At 39.0% G+C, this 20,547-nt stretch carries 16 protein-coding genes, 3 pseudogenes and 1 riboswitch; of the genes and pseudogenes, 8 read left to right on the forward strand and 11 right to left on the reverse strand.

Going from position 1 to position 20,547, the window contains the following annotated elements; genetic code table 11:
* Window positions 1-17: 17 nt before the first annotated feature.
* Complete coding sequence (locus ACIQCE_RS05295; RefSeq protein WP_400493898.1) at window positions 18-1,037, reverse strand: LacI family DNA-binding transcriptional regulator; 1,020 nt, start codon at window positions 1,035-1,037, stop codon at window positions 18-20.
* Window positions 1,038-1,324: 287 nt separating this feature from the next.
* Window positions 1,325-1,404, forward strand: a riboswitch (glycine riboswitch).
* 159 nt (window positions 1,405-1,563) lie between these two features.
* On the opposite strand from ACIQCE_RS05295, the gene ACIQCE_RS05300 reads away from it, so the two are divergent.
* The gene (locus tag ACIQCE_RS05300; protein WP_400493899.1) at window positions 1,564-2,910 is read left to right on the forward strand and encodes an amino acid permease; all 1,347 of its coding nucleotides are present in this window, start codon (window positions 1,564-1,566) and stop codon (window positions 2,908-2,910) included.
* Window positions 2,911-2,939: 29 nt separating this feature from the next.
* Here the strand turns inward: ACIQCE_RS05300 and ACIQCE_RS16370 are convergent, their stop codons facing one another.
* Window positions 2,940-3,197, reverse strand: a complete 258-nt coding sequence (locus ACIQCE_RS16370; RefSeq protein ID WP_483861784.1) for a hypothetical protein — start codon at window positions 3,195-3,197, stop codon at window positions 2,940-2,942.
* 343 nt (window positions 3,198-3,540) lie between these two features.
* Window positions 3,541-3,767 (reverse strand): annotated as a pseudogene (locus ACIQCE_RS05305) (helix-turn-helix transcriptional regulator).
* A 148-nt stretch (window positions 3,768-3,915) separates the two neighbouring features.
* Here ACIQCE_RS05305 and ACIQCE_RS05310 point away from each other — a divergent pair.
* Window positions 3,916-4,539: an NUDIX hydrolase gene (locus ACIQCE_RS05310; protein WP_400494462.1), complete on the forward strand. Its 624-nt coding sequence runs from the start codon at window positions 3,916-3,918 to the stop codon at window positions 4,537-4,539.
* 25 nt (window positions 4,540-4,564) lie between these two features.
* Here the strand turns inward: ACIQCE_RS05310 and ACIQCE_RS05315 are convergent.
* Both ACIQCE_RS05315 and ACIQCE_RS05320 read right to left on the reverse strand, forming a co-directional pair.
* Window positions 4,565-4,798, reverse strand: a pseudogene (locus ACIQCE_RS05315) (PadR family transcriptional regulator); the annotation flags it as partial.
* A 452-nt stretch (window positions 4,799-5,250) separates the two neighbouring features.
* Window positions 5,251-6,435 (reverse strand): response regulator aspartate phosphatase, encoded by a 1,185-nt coding sequence (locus ACIQCE_RS05320; RefSeq protein ID WP_400493900.1) that lies wholly within the window; start codon window positions 6,433-6,435, stop codon window positions 5,251-5,253.
* A 727-nt stretch (window positions 6,436-7,162) separates the two neighbouring features.
* Here ACIQCE_RS05320 and ACIQCE_RS05325 point away from each other — a divergent pair.
* From ACIQCE_RS05325 to ACIQCE_RS05350, 6 genes and pseudogenes are all read left to right on the forward strand, one after another.
* Entirely contained in the window at window positions 7,163-8,290 is a 1,128-nt protein-coding gene (locus ACIQCE_RS05325; RefSeq protein WP_400493901.1) for a glycerate kinase, read from the forward strand.
* A 745-nt stretch (window positions 8,291-9,035) separates the two neighbouring features.
* Window positions 9,036-9,557 (forward strand): GrpB family protein, encoded by a 522-nt coding sequence (locus ACIQCE_RS05330; protein WP_400493902.1) that lies wholly within the window; start codon window positions 9,036-9,038, stop codon window positions 9,555-9,557.
* An 81-nt stretch (window positions 9,558-9,638) separates the two neighbouring features.
* Window positions 9,639-9,824: pseudogene (locus tag ACIQCE_RS05335) on the forward strand (JAB domain-containing protein); the annotation flags it as partial.
* Window positions 9,825-11,383: 1,559 nt separating this feature from the next.
* Window positions 11,384-12,313, forward strand: coding sequence for an ABC transporter ATP-binding protein (locus ACIQCE_RS05340; protein WP_400493903.1), 930 nt, complete (start codon window positions 11,384-11,386; stop codon window positions 12,311-12,313).
* Window positions 12,310-13,260 carry an ABC transporter permease subunit gene (locus tag ACIQCE_RS05345; protein WP_353854168.1) on the forward strand — a complete coding sequence of 317 codons (951 nt, stop codon included), beginning with the start codon at window positions 12,310-12,312 and terminating at the stop codon, window positions 13,258-13,260. The genes ACIQCE_RS05340 and ACIQCE_RS05345 overlap by 4 nt, the downstream gene beginning before the upstream one ends.
* A 23-nt stretch (window positions 13,261-13,283) precedes the next feature.
* Entirely contained in the window at window positions 13,284-13,712 is a 429-nt protein-coding gene (locus ACIQCE_RS05350) for a DUF4064 domain-containing protein (RefSeq protein WP_400493904.1), read from the forward strand.
* Window positions 13,713-13,757: 45 nt separating this feature from the next.
* Here the strand turns inward: ACIQCE_RS05350 and ACIQCE_RS05355 are convergent, their stop codons facing one another.
* The 6 genes from ACIQCE_RS05355 to ACIQCE_RS05380 form a co-directional block, all read right to left on the reverse strand.
* Window positions 13,758-13,928 carry a hypothetical protein gene (locus ACIQCE_RS05355; protein ID WP_400493905.1) on the reverse strand — a complete coding sequence of 57 codons (171 nt, stop codon included), beginning with the start codon at window positions 13,926-13,928 and terminating at the stop codon, window positions 13,758-13,760.
* Window positions 13,929-14,421: 493 nt separating this feature from the next.
* On the reverse strand, window positions 14,422-14,706 hold the full coding sequence (locus ACIQCE_RS05360) for a stage II sporulation protein M (protein ID WP_400494463.1): 285 nt from the start codon (window positions 14,704-14,706) through the stop codon (window positions 14,422-14,424).
* 371 nt (window positions 14,707-15,077) lie between these two features.
* The gene (locus ACIQCE_RS05365; protein ID WP_400493906.1) at window positions 15,078-17,159 is read right to left on the reverse strand and encodes a beta-galactosidase; all 2,082 of its coding nucleotides are present in this window, start codon (window positions 17,157-17,159) and stop codon (window positions 15,078-15,080) included.
* Between the two features lie 25 nt (window positions 17,160-17,184).
* Entirely contained in the window at window positions 17,185-18,396 is a 1,212-nt protein-coding gene (locus ACIQCE_RS05370) for a glycoside hydrolase family 53 protein (RefSeq protein ID WP_400493907.1), read from the reverse strand.
* Window positions 18,397-18,407: 11 nt separating this feature from the next.
* On the reverse strand, window positions 18,408-19,250 hold the full coding sequence (locus ACIQCE_RS05375) for a sugar ABC transporter permease (protein ID WP_400493908.1): 843 nt from the start codon (window positions 19,248-19,250) through the stop codon (window positions 18,408-18,410).
* Between the two features lies 1 nt (window position 19,251).
* Window positions 19,252-20,469 (reverse strand): carbohydrate ABC transporter permease, encoded by a 1,218-nt coding sequence (locus tag ACIQCE_RS05380; RefSeq protein ID WP_400494464.1) that lies wholly within the window; start codon window positions 20,467-20,469, stop codon window positions 19,252-19,254.
* Between the last annotated feature and the right edge of the window lie 78 nt (window positions 20,470-20,547).

Genomic DNA, 20,547 nt, shown 5'->3' on the forward strand with positions numbered 1-20,547 from the left:
AGCAATTCTCCTTATCGTCAGGAAGTAGATGTCTCTCTAATATGAAGTTGTGGCTTTAGGATTAATCGTTGTAACTCTTCATCTTGTTCGTTCATTTTGTTGTATAAAAGCTGAGCGGCTTTTACCCCGATGGATTTTGGAAATGACGAGACGGTCGTAAGTGGCGGGTGATACATCTCTGCTTCAGGGATATTGTCAAAGCCAACGACATCTATATCTTCACCTGGTTTCATTCCACGTGATGTAAGTTCCTGAATGACACCGAAAGCAACTAAGTCACTGAAGCAAAAAATAGCAGTTGGCGGCTCGGGCTGATCCAGCACTTCTCCAAGTGATATCTTCCCGCCTTCACGAGTAGGCTCGATGTCAATAATGAGAGAGTCGTCGATGTCAAGTTGAGCCTCATCATGGGCTCTTTGAAAGCCTTTCATTCGCTCAATCCAAGTGGATGAGGACTTGATTCCGCCTAAAAAGGCAATGCGTGTATGCCCTTTTTGGAGTAGGTGGTGTACCGCCATCCAAGCGCCTTGTTCATAATCTACTCCGACATAGTCACAATGAACTTCAGCCAGTTCACGGTTGGCAAGTACCTTTGGAATTCGGATATGATTTAACTGCTTCACAGTTCGAGTAGAGCTCTTCGAGGCAGGATTTAAGATGATTCCCCCGACCCGATGCTCCACCATTGTGGAAATGAGCCGTTCCTGCTTATCGACACTGTCAAAGGTTGTACCGAGTAAAACGGTATATCCAAGTGATTCAAGAGTCGTTTGAACCCCTATTAAAAATTCAGAGATGAAAGTGTTTGAAATGTCAGTAACAATGACACCCACTATATTAGAGCTTTTTGATCGCATGTTTGCAGCGACACGGTCATATACGTAGCCTAGTTCCTCCATGGATTGAAGAACTTTTTTTCGAGTGGCTTCAGAGATTCTTGGGTTATTCCGAACAACAAGAGAGGCTGTTGAAGTCGAGACACCAGCATGTCTGGCGACTTCCTGTAATGTGACGCGCTCTTTGTTCAATTTTTTCATTTGAATTCACCAACTTCAATGGATTGCTTGCATTTTTGGTTCATTATCTAGACATAATGATGGATCTATTGTCAAACGGTACGAGTATTCTTTGATATATTATACCTTAATTAGGAGACATTGATGAAGTGAAGTCATATGCTTTGTAAGGGCTCCGGATGAATGATCTTATAAAAAGATTACCATTGACAGCTTTCTTTTAGAGGCGTAAAATATAAAATTATTCAGAAATAGAAACATTTAAAGTAAATATGAAAGCTATGATTGCTGTGGGTCACACTATGGCAGGAGCAGCTTCTGGAGAGACCGCATGCATGTGCGGCGCCGAAGGGTTCACAATCTCAGGCAAAAGGACAGAAGAGTACGGAATATTGTATTTGTGATGCATGGATGATGTCATGTATTGCTTTTCTCTATTTTGCTATTCTTATGACCATGAGATTGGAGCGCATCCAATCTTTTTTTTTATGGGGTTTTTTACAGTTTATTATTTCAATATAAGATCGTGTGTAGGAGGGCGTTGAAGTTGGCACAACAAGAGTTAAAACGAAATTTATCAAATCGACATGTACAATTAATTGCAATCGGTGGAACAATCGGGACAGGATTATTTTTAGGTTCAGGTAAGGCGATTCAATTGGCCGGCCCATCCATTATTTTTGCCTATTTGATTGTAGGGATGGCCATCTTTTTTGTCATGAGGGCACTTGGGGAATTACTTTTATCCAAGGCAGGCTATCAATCTTTAACCGATATAGCGGAGGATTATCTTGGTCCATGGGCTTCCTTTGTGACAGGGTGGACATACTGGTTCTGTTGGATTATGACAGCGATGGCGGATGTGATTGCTGTCGGTGTTTATGTGCAGTATTGGTTTAACATTCCCCAATGGATTCCTGCATTCATTTGTTTGCTGATTTTACTGGGATTTAATTTATTGACGGTGAAGCTTTTTGGAGAAATGGAATTTTGGTTTGCATTAATTAAAGTAATGACAATTCTATTGTTAATCAGCGTTGGGATTGTGTTATTAATCATTGGTTTTCAAACAAATGCTGGACCTGTGACTGTCATAAACCTTTGGTCACATGGCGGGCTGTTTCCAAATGGCATAACTGGTTTCTTATTGTCATTCCAGATGGTGGTCTTTGCCTATGTGGGAGTGGAGCTTGTCGGGGTTTCCGCAGCAGAAACAGCGAATCCACACAAAAATATTCCGTCAGCCATTAATAAGATTCCATTGAGAATTTTATTTTTCTATGTTGGCGCAATCTTTGTTTTATTATGTATCAATTCATGGATAGAGCTGAATGCATCAGAAAGCCCATTTGTCAAAACCTTTGGACTTATTGGCATTCCAGTAGCAGCAGGGCTCATTAATTTTGTCGTACTCACCTCTGCGGCTTCAGCTTGTAATAGCGGTATGTTTTCTACGAGCCGAATTTTGTATCATTTAAGTCATCAAAAGCAAGGGCCATCTTTATTTGGTCGATTGAATCATCACGCAGTTCCAAGCAATGCATTATTTGTCTCAACCCTCGTTGTCTCTGTCGGGGCTCTTTTAAGCAAGTTGATTCCAGAACAAGCCTTTGGGGTTGTAACGACGATCAGCGCAATTTGTTTCATTTGGGTTTGGAGTATTATTTTAATTTGTCATCTTAAATATAAAAAAACACGTCCACAGCTTCACGCCGCATCTACCTTTAAAGCACCATTCACACCATTTGTGAATATATGTGTTCTTGTGCTATTTGCAGCGATTCTCTTAATCATGCTATTTGCTGACGCCACACGACCAGCTCTGCTATTGACGCCCATATGGTTTGCATTCTTATTTTTAATGTATGCATGGAAGAAACGTTGTGCTTCATGACATAGTTGATAAAAAAGCACAGCCTTTTCCTAAATAAAGGCTATCCTTTTCGAAAATGAACGCTTTCTAATTTTAAGTAAGTATTGCGCATTTAGTATGATGAGGACGAGCCTAGTAACCATGATCGAAAAGAGCTGAGAAGGGTTCGCTCCAATTGAATACACAATGAGAATTAACACGGCATTGGTCAAAAGATTATTCATCGCTTGATATGTGGAAAAAAATTCTTCAAGCATCACATGCCTTTTGCCTTCATCAGAAAATGGCGAGTCATTTTCTGGCATCATCTTTGTCTGATACACTTGGTAGTTTTCGATTAGGATAGACTAATTTCAGCACAAACAAATGAGGTGATGATAAATAGAAGGGTGAGCCATCATTCTTGTTGAGTAATGATCGAGATACCGATGTGACTGTATTTGCTAACGTCAAATCACTAAATGTTTAATATTGCTTCGCTTCAAGTTCATCTTTCTCATCACCAGAAAGTGAGAGAGATACTTTTTTTCAAACGTGAAATAGCCAAGAGGTAGTATTTGATGAGAATAAAAGTCATACCGGCGATAACAAGGGTTGATTCAAATGCAATATCCAGAAGAAGTGCCATCTCTAATTTGGCTGCTAACAAACCTAATAGCATTTTGAATATGAATATAGCTTTACTGTGATTTCGTCCTTCTCGAATAGAAAAATATGTTCAATGGGTTCCTGAAAAATACGTGAAAGTTTAACAGCAAGCAAGAGAGACGGCATTAATTCGTTTCGTTCCATTAAGCTAATCGTCTGACGAGAAACCTTTGCACGCTTTGCAAGCTCAGTTCATCTCGTGCACGCAACTCTTTTAGTCGAGTTTTCATCATGTCACCTCAAATTTTGATCTGAATCTGTTTTGCTTGTAAAGTATCATATTTTTTTTGACAATTAATTGTCAAAAAGAGCATCTTTATTCAAAAGGTGAACAATGATACGCTAAAGGAAAAGAGATACAGGAATCAGGTGATGCTCGTGTTCATTGATCAATTAAAGAATGGTTTACAACAAATACAGCCGCTGTTTATTGGAGAAGAGACGGCATTTAAAGCGGCAGTCCTTGTTCCATTGTTGCAATTGGACGGAGAATGGCATATTTTATTTGAAGTACGCTCGTTGACCATGAGGAAACAGCCCGGTGATATTAGCTTTCCAGGCGGTAAACTCGACAACAGTGAAACAGCACTGGAAGCTGTATTGCGCGAAACCCATGAAGAACTAGGCATTTCGCCTGAATCAGTCGAGATCCTTGGTCAGCTCAGCCCTTACATTGCTTCTCCATCCTTCGTGGTCTATCCATATGTCGGCGTCATCGATGAACAGAAAGTCAAACATTCTTTCAATCAAGAGGAAGTGGATGAGACTTTTACAGTGCCAGTAAAATGGCTATGCCAATATGAGCCGTATTTACATTTTGTGTCTGTACAGCCAACTCCATCTGAAGATTTTCCCTTTGAAAAGATCATGAATGGTGAAAAATACTGTTGGGGGAGTCGTGCCATTGAGGAGTGGTTTTATGATTATGAAAACTACACCATTTGGGGCTTAACTGCACGCATATTAAAGCATTTTGTCGGCTTAGTGAAAACAAATTCCTAGAATAGAGACACTGAAGGTGTCTAGACCTTTTGGTCAGGACATTTTCGTGCTTATCGGACCGCCCTGATGTAGAAACAGGTGCCACCTCAGCCAGATCGTCCTGCACAATTAGTTTTAATGTAGGATAGATTTGACCATAACTAATTTTCCAAAAATGGTGTAAGCTCTTATCAATTAATTGCTTAATTTCATACCCTGACTTACTTTCTGTCGTTAAAATACCTAAAATCGCGTAAGTCGTATCGTTGTATTTTTTCATTGTGAACACACCTATCTAAAAGATATACATTTAGATATATAAAATCATTAAAAAGCAAGAAAATGATACACGATAGCTTTATATTTTAAATAGGAGATAAACTATAAATGTTTATATTGCGTATCAATTTCATAAAAAGTTGAAGGGTGCATAGATGAAATTGAGGAATATTTATATGTTGTTCTCATGGTTGGTCTGGGAAGCTGGGGAGGAATCAGAGCATCGGCTCAAATATTAATGTTGCTTCCATTGACAAAAATCAATCCAATGCGATAAATTCTTTCTAAATGATGAACTAACTTATCTAGCGGTACATATGCACCGCCTCATGTCTTATTATCAAGAATTAAAGTTAAAATTGGAACCACTTGCCGGTGTGACTAGGCGAGTGGTTCTTTGTATCGAATACAGTTTTCAATTACGTGCCGATTGGTCGTTCTGTTACATCATAATCAGTATGGCTTGTCAGGTTGATAAACTCTGTTTGTCCGAAAACGACGAGCATTACAGTAAAAATCAGTAACCTCATTTTTTTCATCAGAATTCCTCCAGTAATGAGTGTTATGTTCAATTTGATAGGCTTCCTTTAAAAAAAGATAAGCCTCTTGAATTGAACCCAATTCTTCAAAATGTTTTGCGGCAAGTGCACTCAACTCACGAACACCTTCAACATCTTTTAATTCTTTTAGTATGCTGATTTCATTGAAACAGGTTTGGGCTTTTTTCGTTAGGTCTTCGGTGAAATATAGATGATAGAGCAAATTCATTTTTGCTGTATAGATGGGGTTTTTCTCCGTTTCATGTTTTTGTTTGACCAATTCGTAATAATAAAGAGCCTGCGTTCGTTCATTGATATAAAGAAGCTCTTTTATTAACATAAACATGGAATGAAGGAAGTAACATGATGATAGGTAGTCATCATCACTAAGTGCTTTTTCTAAGGAGTGAATACATTTTTGTGAATCACCTGTTTCGGCATAAAGAATGCTGATGTTATGGTAAAGCTGTGATTTCAGAAAATGATCGTTTAGACTTTTTGCGATGTTTAATGCTTGTTTGTAATAATTCTCTGCCTTTTTATAATCACCAATATCCATGAAGTTGGTAGCAGCGATGACAAAGGCAACTGCCAGTCTTCTTTCATAGCCTTCGTGACTTTTAAAAATATCAATGGCATTCTGAATATAGTGAAGTGAAATCAGGCTTTGACGAAGCAGCATATATAAGTTTGCAATCTTTGTATGGAATTCTGCTACTTCCATTTCATCTGGAATGTTTTGTAGCTTTTTCTCTGCAATTTTAAATAATCCAATGGCTGATGTGTAGTCTCTCTTATATGATGCATAGAGGGCTTTGTAAAGGTAAAAATAGTACTCAATTAAATCGTTTGTCTTAGATGGATGATCTAGCTCCGTCTTTTCATTTAATTTTTCACCTCTTGTGTCAAATAACATGAGTTTATACTTACCCTCTAGCAATGAATAATAAGTCAAGACCTCCTGATTTTCTTCCATTTGATGAAGCATATTTTTCAATTCTTTGTACATTGAACTTGCGTTGTGTACATCATGCTTACGAATGGCAATTCGCCAATCATTTAAACGATTCCCCACCTGTTCAGCTGAAATGATAGTCATGAAATTTCACCTCTTTATACTCCTTTCGCCTGTTTCAAGAAAACAATATCACAAATTCTGGTAAAATATAATCGTTTCTAAGAGGCAATTGACAATCGTCAATAAAAAAGGTCCTAATATCATGTGGTGAACCGATTTTATCGTTGAATGATCGTTTGTACAAATTCAAAAAATTATTCTTTTGAATGTTAAAAAGGTGAAAGTGACAATTGATTTCTCCATTTTTATTTAATATTACGGTAATTCCTTCGCGATAATTCTATTTTTGGTTTTTAATGAGTAGAAATAAAGGTCGATCTATTTGAAAAAATCAGTTATGATATTTCAAAATAGAATTGGAAAAAGTATTTAGAGAAGCAGAATTAAAAGTTACTTAAAATACGCTATATAACGATTATAAAATGAAAAAAAGCTTCGTGTCATTAACTGGAAAATCATAGTGATTATCTACCTTTTATTCACACTTTACTTTTATAGAGGATGATTAAGCTACTGACAAAAAGCAGAAGGCAAAATCGTTTTAGAAATAAACTCCTTGTTATTGTTATTCATTTACTTGTCAGGTATGCAAAGGTAGGCAGTGTTCAAATGGACATCAAGGAACGTTTGAAAATAATGCCTTTTGAATCCTTGAGAGGTTTGACTATAACCATTGTATCTACCATCATTTTTTGTCGTTTTTTAGCTGTTTGGCTGACGAAATATAGTGAGATCGAGGAGGTATTTGATGAAAATTGTGATAGCACCAGATTCGTTTAAAGAAAGTTTATCTGCTTATGAGACGGCATGTGCCATTGAGCGAGGGTTTCGAGCCGTCCTGCCAGACGCAAATTATATTAAGCTTCCGATGGCAGATGGAGGAGAGGGTACGGTTCAATCGCTAGTTAACGCGACAGGAGGAACCATTGTTAATCAAGTCGTTACTGGCCCGCTTGGCGAACAAGTGGATGCATTTTTTGGAATGCTTGGGGATGGTCAGACAGCCGTCATAGAGATGGCAGCAGCTTCTGGCTTACACCTCGTCCCGCCCGAGAAACGAAATCCGCTGTTTACGACGTCTAGAGGAACGGGAGAGCTAATGCTTGCGGCGTTGGACAAAGGGGCGAGTCATTTGATCATTGGTCTAGGGGGAAGTGCAACAAATGATGGCGGCGTTGGCATGATGCAAGGGTTAGGTGCACGTTTCCTCGATCAATCAGGACAAGAACTATTATCAGGTGGGGGAGCGCTTCATCAATTAGCAGTAATTGATCTGTCTGGGCTCGACCCAAGGCTGAAAACGACTCGACTGGAAGTGGCATGTGATGTTGATAATCCTTTAACGGGTGAGAGAGGGGCTTCTGCTGTATTCGGTCCTCAAAAAGGAGCTAATGATGAAATGGTTCAGCTACTCGACAAGAACTTATCTCATCTTGCTCATATGGTAGAAAAGCAATTAAATGTATCCTTTGGTGATACAGCAGGTGCAGGAGCCGCAGGAGGGCTTGGTGCAAGTTTACGAGATTTTTTACATGCTGACTTGCAAAGAGGTATAGACATTGTACTAAAAGCAGTCAATTTTGATGAAATCGTCAAGGATGCGGATCTTGTCATAACAGGTGAAGGACGGATCGATCGTCAAACCATTTATGGGAAAACGCCTATCGGTGTAGCCAAGGCAGCAAAACAGTTTAATATCTCTGTAATTGGCATCGCAGGTTCACTTTCAAAAGACAGTGAAGTTGTACACGATCACGGGATTGATGCGTTGTTTAGTATCGTTCCAGGAATCACATCTCTTTCAGATGCGATACAAGAGGCTGATAGACATGTAGAGAGAACGTCAAGGAATATTGCGGCTGTGATGACATTTTAAAGATCTCTCAATCAATGTATCGTTCAAATTGTCATAGATTCTTTTCTAGAGGACAACCATTGAGTCGGTGGTAAATAATTTAAATTGTTGAAGGTAACATTTCAGGTCTGTTTTTTGTCAAAATAACACGTCAAATATTAGGTTTTTGATGAAACGTGATGTTTCTACTTTTTCATTCTGGCTGTTTGTACTTTGTATTCGACCTCACGATCATTCTATGTCTAATGATATAAGAAATCATAGTTTACCTCTTGCCATAATTTCCCCCATGTACTTTATTATAATTAAATTAAGGAAGGGAGGTAATAATAAAAAGGTTAGCTTGGTAAATCTAACTGCCAGTATTAGAAACATAAAAATAAGTGATGTAAACGTTGAAATGAAGGCAATTTTCCTCAACGATAGACCACCAGTTTATTTATCTGATGATGAACTGGTTTTAATAAATGAGTACGATAAACAGAGAGCCAACAATAGAAACGTAAAGAATAAGGGAGCGTTCAATCAATAACCCCTTCATAGCAAGAAAGGTAAAGGCTTTTTGTGGTTTTACACCTAAGTCCCTAAGAATTACATGTTTTAGTATGATAGCAAGTCACTTTGTACCACAGTTGTTTGTAGAAGGGTTTGGTCTATCTTGAACGCAGATTTCAAGATACGGAAAGTTAGAGGATTATCTTATTGAAGAACAAATACAGTTTCAAAGAGAAAATATATAACAAACGGTATAAAGTGGTGGTTTGTGATGAGAAAAGTGGAAGTAAAGCCATATAACGAGCAATGGAACTCAATGTTTGAAGAAGAAGCTAACAAGTTACATCAAATTTTCGGTTCAGAAATTATTGAAATCCATCATATCGGCAGTACGTCTGTAAACAGCCTAAAAGCAAAGCCTATCATTGACATAATGCCAGTGGTTAGAGACATTAATCGGATTGATGAGTTTAACTCATCAATGGTTGCCATTGGCTATAAACCAAAGGGCGAGAACGGAATTGATGGACGAAGATATTTTCAAAAAGGAGGAGAGAATCGAACTCATCATGTTCACATGTATGAGGTTGGAAATCCTCAAGTCGAGCGTCATATTGCATTTCGGGATTACTTGCGAGTGCATTCATATGATGCAAAAAAGTATGGAGACTTAAAAGAGGCATTAGCCCGACGTTTCCATAACGACATTGAATCCTATATTAAAGGGAAAGAACGGCTAGTATTGGAGATTAACCAAAAAGCACTAGAGTGGTATCGAAGTTCAAGAAGATAATTAGATTATTTCACTAATGAGAAACGATAGCTTCATAACTGACACGTGCATCTTTTAGGTATCACCGAACTTATCTCAATCAATCCCAGTTCTGATCCTACAGCAAGCAAGGAGGATATCGAAGTAACAAAACGGTTTCATCAATCCGGAGATATCCTCGGCATCGAATTACTCGATCATATTATTGTAGTCGCACATACTGACCGATACGTAAGTCTTAAAGAAACAGGGAAAGGGGGAAGCCCCCCTTCTTTAAAAAAAGAATAAATAAAACGATAAGAGCAACGAAATTGAATTTCGTTTCCTGAAATTCGAGTAAGGAAGCCTTTTGAATAGGGGCTATTTCCTGTATGATTGATATGCCCCTTCGTTTTGTGTGAACGATGGTTGCTACGCAAAGGCCCCGACTGATCTCGGGGCTGTTTTTATGTGAAACAAAAAAATGATTGCTTCTGCTCATCAAAAAAAGTTATTGAGTACTACAATTTGATATTTTAACACAATTTAAACCATAAGGACCTTAAAGTTATATAAAAAGTCATACACAACCATATCTACATGCTGAAAGATTTCATGATGACAGGCAAATTAATGGACATTCATCCATCATATCAACTTCAATCGTCATCACATTCACCTCCACAGTGAAAGGATTCTATTACAGGAAATTCCAATAAAACGAAATCATGGAAAATAAAAGATTGCGGACACCGCACCAAAACACAAAATACATGGTTACATAATGACTCTTCGGGAAAGCAAGTATAAAACCGATTGCACATCAAGTGTTTGTGCGTCTAAACGTCTACACACGAAGCATCTACATCAACGTATAACAGCTCAATCTGTCTCCATGATCCTTATTGTCCGTTGCGTAAAATCACATATGAATGTTTATACTTTCTGAGGATATTGTATTCATCCATAGTCAATCTTCGTTACTTCATGTTTCATCTAGGTCAAATGATCAACATCCCACGCACTGTTGAGTCTATTGTCTCTGCATGAGATAAAACAAACTGCTTGTAAGCTTTCAGGCAGTCTCGTACTCTCAAATTGTTCATCTGCATACCTTGAAAGAATGTTTGAGACGTGCTTTGCAAATAAACTCCATTGTTCGCTTTTTAAAGGGTTTTAATTTTCAAGATCTGCTGACCTAATTGCTCTGGCATCCGCCTCAACTAATTGTAATATCTCCTTTCACGATTTCTTCATATATAAGCCCATATCTTTGAAATTTCCCTAATTTAACCATACATACTAACGTAAATCGATAAGGGTATCTGCGTGTCCAGAGTATCACATTTGAAAGTCGCTTAGATGCGTAGTCACCATGTATTTATGCGTCTGAACGGATAAAAGGTGAATGTTCAAGATCAAAACAAAATGGTTTTTTTGTGTGTTGCTGAAGGCGATTCTGACGAAATGATCTTATGAATTCATGTTGCCGAGCTGGATTCATAAATTTCAAATGCAGATAATTTAACTCGATCAACAATCACAGTAGTATCCTTTAAATCTAGCGTAATTGTAATTTTATACAGTTTTGCATTTTTAGTAATATCAGTTTGCATCTTTAAAAAGAGAGGAACTCAATATAAGAATTAGTTGAATTCAATAAATTTCCTTTGCTAAAAGTAATCTCATCCTTAACCTCACCTTAAAAAAACAAATAATTCTCTAATTTTTTGCTAATCCCCTTCACATCTTTTGGGCATTGCTGTACCATATGGAAGTATTCTTCTATTTTTGACGGATGATGGTGTATATCAGGACATTGATGATAGAAAACTATGACAAAACTATGACAAAGAGGGAGAGGTAACGTGACGAAAGTTTTAGAACTGCATCATGTATCTAGGCATATTCGCGGGAAAAAGATCGTTCAAGACTTGAGTTTTTCTGTTCAAGCTGGAGAAGTCTTTGGCTTCTTAGGGCCAAATGGCGCAGGAAAAACGACGACAATTCGTATGATGGTCGGTCTTTCTCCTATTACATCTGGTGACATTCTGATTAATGGACATAGTATCCAGACGTCTTATCGGCATGCCATCCAAGATGTAGGTGCGATTATTGAAAATCCAGAAATGTATAATCATTTAACGGCAAGACAAAATCTTGTCCATTTTGCAAGAATGAATGGGAAGGTAGATGAAGAGCGAATTGACGAGTTGTTGCAGCTTGTAAGCCTGCAACATGTAAAGCATAAGCGTGTCCGTACGTTTTCATTAGGAATGAAGCAGCGTTTAGGCATTGCGCAAGCACTCATCCATAAACCGAAACTACTTATTTTAGATGAGCCGACCAATGGACTTGATCCAGAGGGTATCCGAATGATACGAGATTACTTGAGAAAGCTTGCGAAGGAAGAAGGACTTGCTGTGATTGTTTCAAGTCACCTCATGTCAGAAATGGAATTGATGTGTGATCGTTTTGCCATTATTCAATCAGGAAAACTGATAGCTATTGAAGATCAGCGTGTGGAGACTGAGCAGGGTGATCTGGTCAATTATCGAATGAAGGTAGCGGAAAACGAGCTTGAAGTGGCGCAGAGATTGATTGATGAATTTGAGGAGGGCGTCACTGTAAGGGAAGAGGCAACATATCTATTCTTTTCTCTACCTGAAGCGAAGATGCCGCAATTGATTCGTCATTTGAGCGATGCATCTATTCATCTATATGAAGTCAAAATAGAAAAACAGACACTAGAAGACAAGTTTTTAAGTTTAACAGGTAAAAAGGAGGCAAACGTATGATTCGCCTCATTCAAAACGAGTGGATGAAGATCAGTTATCGTGTTGGTACTTGGATTATGGTGGGACTTCTTGTCCTAGGAATGATTGGCACGCTTATTTTTGCAATCAAAACAAATGATGATCAAACCTCAAGTGATTGGAAAGCCGAGCTGCAAATGATGAATGCTGGGAATAAAAAAGAGTTAAAAGATACTGAGGATGGTTTCTATAAGAGAAGCCTTGAAAGAAAAATAGCGATTAATGATTATCGGATTAAACATGACTTACCGCCAGCAGAGCAATTCGGAAATAATGCTTGGACTTATGTGAAAACAAATGCTGGATTACTTCAGCTTGTGGGTGTGTTTGTTATTATCATTGCATCGACCATTGTGTCAGCAGAATACAAACATGGTACAATTAAATTATTACTCATTCGTCCACCATCAAGATCAAAGATTCTTTTATCTAAATATATTACGGTTCAGATTTACTCATTTTTACTCGTCGCTGTGTTATTTATTCTATCATTTATCTTGGGCGCGATTTTCTTTGGATTCAACAATGAGTACGTGAATTTGGTTTATCAAAATGGCAAAGTGATTGAACGTTCAGAGTTTATGAATATGGTGTTTTATTATTTGGCGCATTGTGCGCAGTTTGTTGTACTCGGGACACTTTCTTTTGCGATTTCAACGGTGTTTAGAAGTGAAGCAATCTCCATTGCCATTAGTGTGTTAGCCTATATTATAGGTGGAACGATTACGAGTATCTTGATGTTCACCTTCGATTGGGCGAAGTACTTGTTATTTGCCAATGATCCATCTCAATATTTTATGGATGATGTTCCTTTTATGGAAGGTATGTCTCTTGGTTTTTCATTAACCGTTTTGGCTGTATATTGGGCCATTTTCTTGGCCTTTGCCTTATTTGTCTTCCAAAAACGAGAAGTCAAAACAGGCAGTTAACCTATTCTTTAGGAGGTTTATAAATGATGAAACGTAAAGGTGAAAAAGTGATGGGGATTATTAGTATTGTCCTCAATATCATTGGCGTCGGTTTTGGGGCATTAATCCTCTCTTTGGATTCTTCTTCTTATGAACAATTCAATGAGATTTTAAAAGAGGAAGGCGAAGCATTGCCGATTGAAACACTTCAAGCTGCAGCGAATGCCTTTGGTATCCAGTTCATGGTTGTATCGGCAATTGCGGCGGTATTAACTCTCGTTGGTGTGATTTTTCTAAAGACAAATCGTCGTGCGGTGATCTCGGGTATTTTATTCTTGGTTTCTGCTGTCACTCTTTTAATTGGAACGGTTGGTCTTGCGTTCGTTCCAATAATCTTATTAATTGTCATTGGGCTAATGGCACTGATTAGAAAGCCAAAAACGGAAGCTCATATCAGTGAATACCCATCTTAAGAAAATGAAAAGACATGCGTCCATGGACACATGTCTTTCTTTTGCTTAAATGACCCAGATTAAAATGGCAACAAGCACTAATACGATACTACAGCCCTGCATCAAATAGAAAGAGTATCGAATATGTTTCCCCATGTCGACACCCGCAAGCCCTATAGCGAGCCATACAGCAGGTGCAAGAGAGCTGACAAATGTTCCGATGACATTGCCAATCATTATGAAGCACCAGATACATCCACTTGTAATAGATTTCACAATAGGCATAAGTGCATAATCATATGCATCTGTGCTTGTTAACGTATCAAGAGGTACTCCGAGAAACCAACAATGATAGTAGAAATGGTCGAAGAAATGCCAGCAGAATCAAAAAACATCCCCTAAAGATTGATTGGAAATGAATCACTTACTTTATCCAGAAGAAAGTAACTGTAACTAAAAATATTAAATATAGGGCGGAAATCATTCTATACATTCCTTTTTTAAATTGTAAAGGCGGGTTTATAAAGGTTACTAAAACGGTCGGACCAAACAAGACAATTAAGAAGTACCTATAATCAAAAAAGAAAGTACAGATTGATAAGAGTATTGAAAAATAAAATACAATTATAAAAGAACTATTAATTGTGTTATTCGGTTCTGCCTTATTTTCCTCTAAATGATCATCTAGTAATTTATCTATCTTTTTTTTACTAATAAACATAAGGACCTCCTATTGCAATTTGTTTAGTAAAAAGGGCGTTAATAATGCCTCAGTTAAAGCAGCAAGTAATGTCAATAGACATATCATCATAGTAAAAAACAAAATATCCGAAAAGAAATGTTTCTTGGGGGAATACATCTCTCTTATTTTTAAATAGACGAAGTCTAACAACTTGAAACCGAGTGAACCTGATAATATCATGGCAGGAATTTCAAAGATACCATGAGGAATTAAAGCAGTTAATATATATATGATTTTAGTAAATTTTCGCTTGATGGGAAAAAGTAAATCAATCGGTTTAAAGTACGTCTATACGTAAGTTTAAAGTTCGCCATAAAAACTTTTTTGTTGAGCATGATATTCCTCCTAGACGAAAAGAAGGAGGAGTATCATTATACTCCTCAATTTCTTCACTTTGGATTTTACCATTCTGTTTTCACTAGAGTACTTGATTAAAAGAAAGTTTTTAGGAGAAAATACGAAATGATGTATTAGTGTAATAAAGTTGTGTTTATTATCCATAAATGCTCATTGATTTAAAAAGTGTTTTTTTGTTAATTTTCACAAATAATGTATCATATTTTACAATCTTTTTTCAAGTTAGAATTTTGTTTATAAGCTGAATTTAAGGTTGGTTCTTGCATAAAAAGAAATAAAGAATGTCTTTAAAGACACTCTCTTTTTCTTTTTAATATAAAATATTCATAGGAATCAAGAATTATTTTTCCTGATATTCTTTTAGAAGTTAATGCATTTACATAGATGGTGTTTCTTTCTAATAAAACTATCTGTTCACATTCTGTGAAATTCATTATAAATACATAGTCCTGCGTGTCATCAGTTCGTTTTTGTACACTGACTCCTTCTGGAATTGCAGCAGATATGACGGGTTTTATTCCAACTTCTGCAATGAGATCTTCGTAAAACTCATCATAAAAAGCCTGCTCATTCTCCGAAGCCATGTAATAGGCTTTTCCTTCTCCAAATGGATGGACGGTGAGTGCTGGCTGCCCTTCGTAGCAACCATTCTCGTAATGTCCTAAAACAGATGCCGTTTCTGGATGAATGGATTCGCAATATTGTCCGACGTTGTAGGTGCGTCCATGACCAGTGGTCATCATGACATGCTCATTTGGCATGAGGGTGTTGATTTCCTCTGCCCAGATGCCCAGTACATTGCGCAAAGGACCTGGGAAGCCGCCGAGGAAACAGAGGTCGTTCTCATCTACTATGCCGCTCCAGTAAGTTGCAACAAAGACGCCGCCCGATTTGACAAAGGCCTCAATTTTCTCTGCCACTCCTGGTTTGATCATATAAAGCATAGGTCCGATCAGCACGCGGTAGGAAGAGTCATCTGTTTCCATTCCTACAATGTCAACAGGGATCCCCTTTTTCCAGAAGCTACGATAGTGTGTTTGACAAGCTTCTACGTAACGTTTGTTTGTGTTATTTAAGCCTTGAGCATCATCAATCGCCCAGTGGTTTTCCCAATCGTATATGATGGCGACCTCTGGTTGAACGGATGTACCCGCAATCGTCTGCAATTGCTCTAGTTGTTTTCCTAGACTCGCAACTTCTTGAAAAACGCGTGTATGCTCATGTCCTGAATGATCAACGACAGCTCCATGGAATTTCTCAGATGCACCTCGACCTTGTCTCCACTGAAAATAGAGGACGGAATCAGAGCCGTGTGCGATGGCTTGTATGGCAGAAAGGTGTGCCATACCTTGGTGCTTCACCTTATTCACATCATGCCAGTTTACAAGGCTTGGTGTACTTTCCATCATGAGAAACGGCTGACCGTTCTTTAATGAACGATAAAGGTCATGAACGAATGCTACGTTAGATGCTAATTCGGCTGTCGTTTCTTTGCCGCTATGCCATGCAGGATAGCTATCCCATGAAATCACATCTACTTCTTTCGCAAATTGATGATAATCTAGTCCGACGAACGGACGCATATGCGGGTAGTCACCCATAAAGTTTGTTGTCACTGGGATATTTGGCGTTATTTCTCGCAGCGGCTCAATCTCATTTTGATAAAAATTGATTGTTTGTGCAGTGACAAAACGCTTCCAATCTAAGTTCATTCCGTGAATCATGTGTTCACCATGAGGTGCAGGTGATTCAATTTGTGACCAATCACTAAATGTATGGCTCCAAAATCCTGTCCACCATGCCTGATTTAATGCCTCAAGGTCATGGTTGTATTTGTCCTTAAGGTACGTTCGAAATGCTTCCTGACAAAGGTCACAATGACATTCGCCGCCATATTCATTAGAGATGTGCCACATGATGAGTGCTGGATGATCGTGATAGCGTTCGGCGAGCATGCGGTTGAGTGTATTTGTTTTTTCTCTATAAACAGGTGAGGTGAAGCAATGATTATGCCGAAGCCCGTGTAGGTTGCGCTGGCGGTTCGCTTCAACGCGCAATACTTCGGGATATGTTTGCGAGAGCCAAGCAGGTCTTGCCCCGCTTGGCGTTGCAAGAATGGCGTGAGCCCCCTGCTCTGCTAAACGGTCCATGATGTCATCCAGCCATGCAAAATCATACTGACCTTCTTTCGGTTCTAGTTTACTCCATGCGAAAATATTGATGGAGAATGTTTGACAGTGTGCAAGCTTCATTAAACGAAAGTCTTCGTCAATGATCTCTGGCATATGAAGCCATTGATCTGGATTATAATCGCCACCATGTAAAAAGCCTTTCACATTTGGGTGGACGAGTGGGTAACGCTTTCCCATTTTGTCACTTCCTATCTTTTTCAGGTTACGGTGTCATTTGTTTGAATACATCAAGAGAAGGTAAGGCTTTTCCGTTGAAATCAAACATAGCCTGATTTTCCCAAGCATTACCGACCGTACCGGTTGTTTGGATGTAAGATAAACCGTATTGACTGGACCATGGTGCACCCTTTACAGGAATCCACAGCGGTTCCCAGTAAAAGAATCCCTTCCCGCGATTGTTTTTCACTTGAGAGATTTTTTCTGATACATCTCGTATATAAGATGCCTGACCTTGAGGCGAGGCAGGATAGCCGACTGTATTCACTGAAATTTGATTAAACGAGTTCTCTAGATTGTCACCATTTGCTGTAGTAAATCCATAGGCTGTTTCTACAACAATGACGTCTTTGTTGTAGCGGGCACTAATATCATTCATATTGGAGGAAAGTTCACTGAATCCGCCGTCCCAATAAGGATAATAAGATAAGCCGATTGTATCGAAGGAGACGCCTCGTTTTGTGATTTCATCAAACCACCAGCGGGAGGCGCCATTGTCCCCTCCATGTGCAAGGTGAAGCATGATCTTGATATTTGAATCGACAGAGCGGACTGCATTTGTACCAGCCTTTAGCAAAGCAGCGAGCCGGTCAAATTCACCGCCGCCTTCACCCCAGCTTTTGCCGTTTGGCCACAGCATACCTGAGTTTAATTCATTCCCGACCTGTACCATATTTGGCAGGGCATTTTGTGCTCTCATCGCTTTGAGCACATCACCTGTGTAAGTGCCGACAGCTTTTTCTAAATCGCTTTGTGACAGGGAAGCCCAAGCTTTTGGTTTGAACTGCTTACCAGGGTCGGTCCAGAAGTCACTATAATGAAAATCAAGCAGCACTTTCATGTTAAGTGCCTTTGCTCGTTTCGATAAAGCAATGGCTGTGTTTAAATCGTTTGTTCCGCCATTATAGGCACGCCCCTGGTTGTCGTATGGATTGTTCCAAAGCCTGATACGCACGTAGTTAACCCCTTTATCCTTTATGAGTTTGAGTGGATCAATCTGCTTCCCGTTCTGATCATAGTAACGGCCGCCACTTTTCTCGACTTCAGCGAGCATAGAGATATCTGCCCCTTTGATGAAGTCGCTTTGTAGTCCATTAATGGGTCTAACAGAAATCGTATCTGCTGCTTTTGCTTTAGGTAGAACACCTAACCCCATAAAAAAGAAAACAACAACACTGACGAGTACCCATTTCTTCATCAAATCTCTCCTTATCCTTTTGTACCGCCTTGCGTGAGGCCGGATACAAATTGTTTTTGTAAAACAAGAAACAATAAAGCGACTGGAATGGCAATGAGTAAAGCCCCGGCTGCAAAGGTCGTGTAGCTGGCACCCATTTTGTCTGAGACGAGATTATACAGACCAATTGGGAGCGTATACATTTCGGGTGAGCGAACAATGACACTTGAGATGATGAAATCACCCAGTGGTCCAGTAAATGAGTTGATGGCGACAACGGCTAAAATTGGTTTGGCAAGCGGCATAATAATTTGGATAAAAATCCGAAAGTGTCCTGCACCATCCATTCTTGCTGATTCATCTAAATCTTTCGGAATCGCATCAAGATAGCCTTTCATTAAATACGTATTCATTGGGATTTGTCCACCTGCATAAATTAAAATGAGCGCAAGGTGACTGTTAATGAGTCCAAGCATTTGGGCAAGAACAAAAATCGCAATTAGCGCTGAAAATTGAGGAATCATTTGCAGCAGCAAAAAGAGCATCAGCCCATTTTTCCGTCCTTTGAAACGAAATCTGGAAAAGGCATAGCCTGTAAAGCTGACAAGAATCAGTGTTAAAATCATTGTGGCAATGCTGATCTTCATTGAGTTCAAGTACCATTTTGCATAAAGTGCCCCTTGACCAAAGAACAGTTCGGTGTAGTGACTGAATGTTGGATTTTTAGGAAACATGCTTGTGCTCATGAGGCTGTTCCCAGGATTAAACGATGCGCCGATTGTCCAAAGAAGTGGATACATCACACAGACGGTGACGATCAAAAGGATAAAATAAGTGATACTCAGGCGAACGAGCTTCTTTTGTTTTGACCCCATATCACATCATGTCCTCCTCTTTGAATGAATTGGTTCTTTTGAACTGCCAGAGTGCAATGGCAATGACGAATATAGATAGTAAAATCGTGACAGCGGCAGCAAGCGCATATTGAGAGGACTGCATAGTCAGTTTGTAAATCCAAGAAACCAATATGTCGGTTCCCCCGGCTGTCGAACCTGCAATAGGCGGTCCTCCGCCATTAAATAAGTAAATGATATTAAAGTTGTTAAAGTTAAAGGTATACTGCGTAATCAAAATAGGTGCAATTGAATAGAGCACAAGCGGTAAAGTGATCGAGCGGAACTTCTGAATAAAGGTTGCTCCGTCAATAGTCGCAGCTTCATATAAATCTTCTGGTATTGCTTGCAAAACACCGGTTGTCATAATAAAAACAAACGGGAAGCCAAGCCAAGTCTGCATTGCAATTAATGCAATTTTGCTCCAAAAGGGATCTGTCAGCCAAGGCTTAGGATCAATGCCAATCGACGCAAAGAGTGTATGATTGATCGCTCCAAATGTATCATTGAACAGCCCTGCAAAAACCAAAATGGTTACAAAGCCTGGAACAGCCCAAGGCAGAATCAAAATCGTTCTAAAAAATCGCTTTCCTTTTAAATCCTTCTGGTTCAGCAACACGGCAAGAAAGATGCCGACTGCACATTGAAGCGTCGAAGCCGCCAATGTCCACACGACTGTCCATCCGAGTACATCAATAAAGGTGTTTCTCCAAATGTCGATCGAAAAGATATTTTGAAAGTTCTTCAAACCGACCCAATCAATGAGATTGGCAGGAGGTGAGTGGTATAAATCGTAGTTCGTAAATGCAAGCGCAAAGCTAAACATAATAGGAAAGACAACAGAAAACAGAAGTAAAAAGAAAGCAGGAGAGCTCATTAAATAAGGGAAGCCTTGGTCGATGAGCAGATGGTATTGTGCACGTATAGAATGAAGCGGAATTCCTTGATCACGCTTTTTCCCATTCATAAACGCATCACGAATCATGAGTGCGTAAAAGCCGATACCAAATCCAACTGTTAAAAGAGCAATAATTCCTTTTGCTAAAAGGAAAACAGAGTTGTCACGAGGCAGCATTGTACCGAGTGTGAATAGTCCCCAGAAGCCAATATTGAATAAATCATAAAACACAACGAGAAAAGAGATACCGAATAGGAAAAAGAGTGCCCCTTTGCCATACTGTTTGTTGTATATTTGCCCCATTCCGGGTATAAAGGAGAACAATAGCGCCTTTTTCCGATGTGTTGTTGATTCAACTGTATGTGTGCGGTCTAGTTCAAG

Origin of the sequence: Bacillus sp. NPDC093026 (assembly GCF_044754665.1) — a bacterium.
GTDB lineage: Bacteria > Bacillota > Bacilli > Bacillales > Bacillaceae > Bacillus > Bacillus maqinnsis.

Bases quoted from the DNA above. Each gene is read 5' to 3' on its own strand.
- ACIQCE_RS05295 (WP_400493898.1), bottom strand. From the start codon at position 1,037: ATGAAAAAATTGAACAAAGAGCGCGTCACATTACAGGAAGTCGCCAGA.
- ACIQCE_RS16370 (WP_483861784.1), bottom strand. From the start codon at position 3,197: ATGATGCCAGAAAATGACTCGCCATTTTCTGATGAAGGCAAAAGGCAT.
- ACIQCE_RS05320 (WP_400493900.1), bottom strand. From the start codon at position 6,435: ATGACTATCATTTCAGCTGAACAGGTGGGGAATCGTTTAAATGATTGG.
- ACIQCE_RS05325 (WP_400493901.1), top strand. From the start codon at position 7,163: ATGAAAATTGTGATAGCACCAGATTCGTTTAAAGAAAGTTTATCTGCT.
- ACIQCE_RS05330 (WP_400493902.1), top strand. From the start codon at position 9,036: ATGAGAAAAGTGGAAGTAAAGCCATATAACGAGCAATGGAACTCAATG.
- ACIQCE_RS05345 (WP_353854168.1), top strand. From the start codon at position 12,310: ATGATTCGCCTCATTCAAAACGAGTGGATGAAGATCAGTTATCGTGTT.
- ACIQCE_RS05350 (WP_400493904.1), top strand. From the start codon at position 13,284: ATGATGAAACGTAAAGGTGAAAAAGTGATGGGGATTATTAGTATTGTC.
- ACIQCE_RS05355 (WP_400493905.1), bottom strand. From the start codon at position 13,928: ATGATTGGCAATGTCATCGGAACATTTGTCAGCTCTCTTGCACCTGCT.
- ACIQCE_RS05365 (WP_400493906.1), bottom strand. From the start codon at position 17,159: ATGGGAAAGCGTTACCCACTCGTCCACCCAAATGTGAAAGGCTTTTTA.
- ACIQCE_RS05370 (WP_400493907.1), bottom strand. From the start codon at position 18,396: ATGAAGAAATGGGTACTCGTCAGTGTTGTTGTTTTCTTTTTTATGGGG.
- ACIQCE_RS05375 (WP_400493908.1), bottom strand. From the start codon at position 19,250: ATGGGGTCAAAACAAAAGAAGCTCGTTCGCCTGAGTATCACTTATTTT.
- ACIQCE_RS05380 (WP_400494464.1), bottom strand. From the start codon at position 20,469: ATGGGGCAAATATACAACAAACAGTATGGCAAAGGGGCACTCTTTTTC.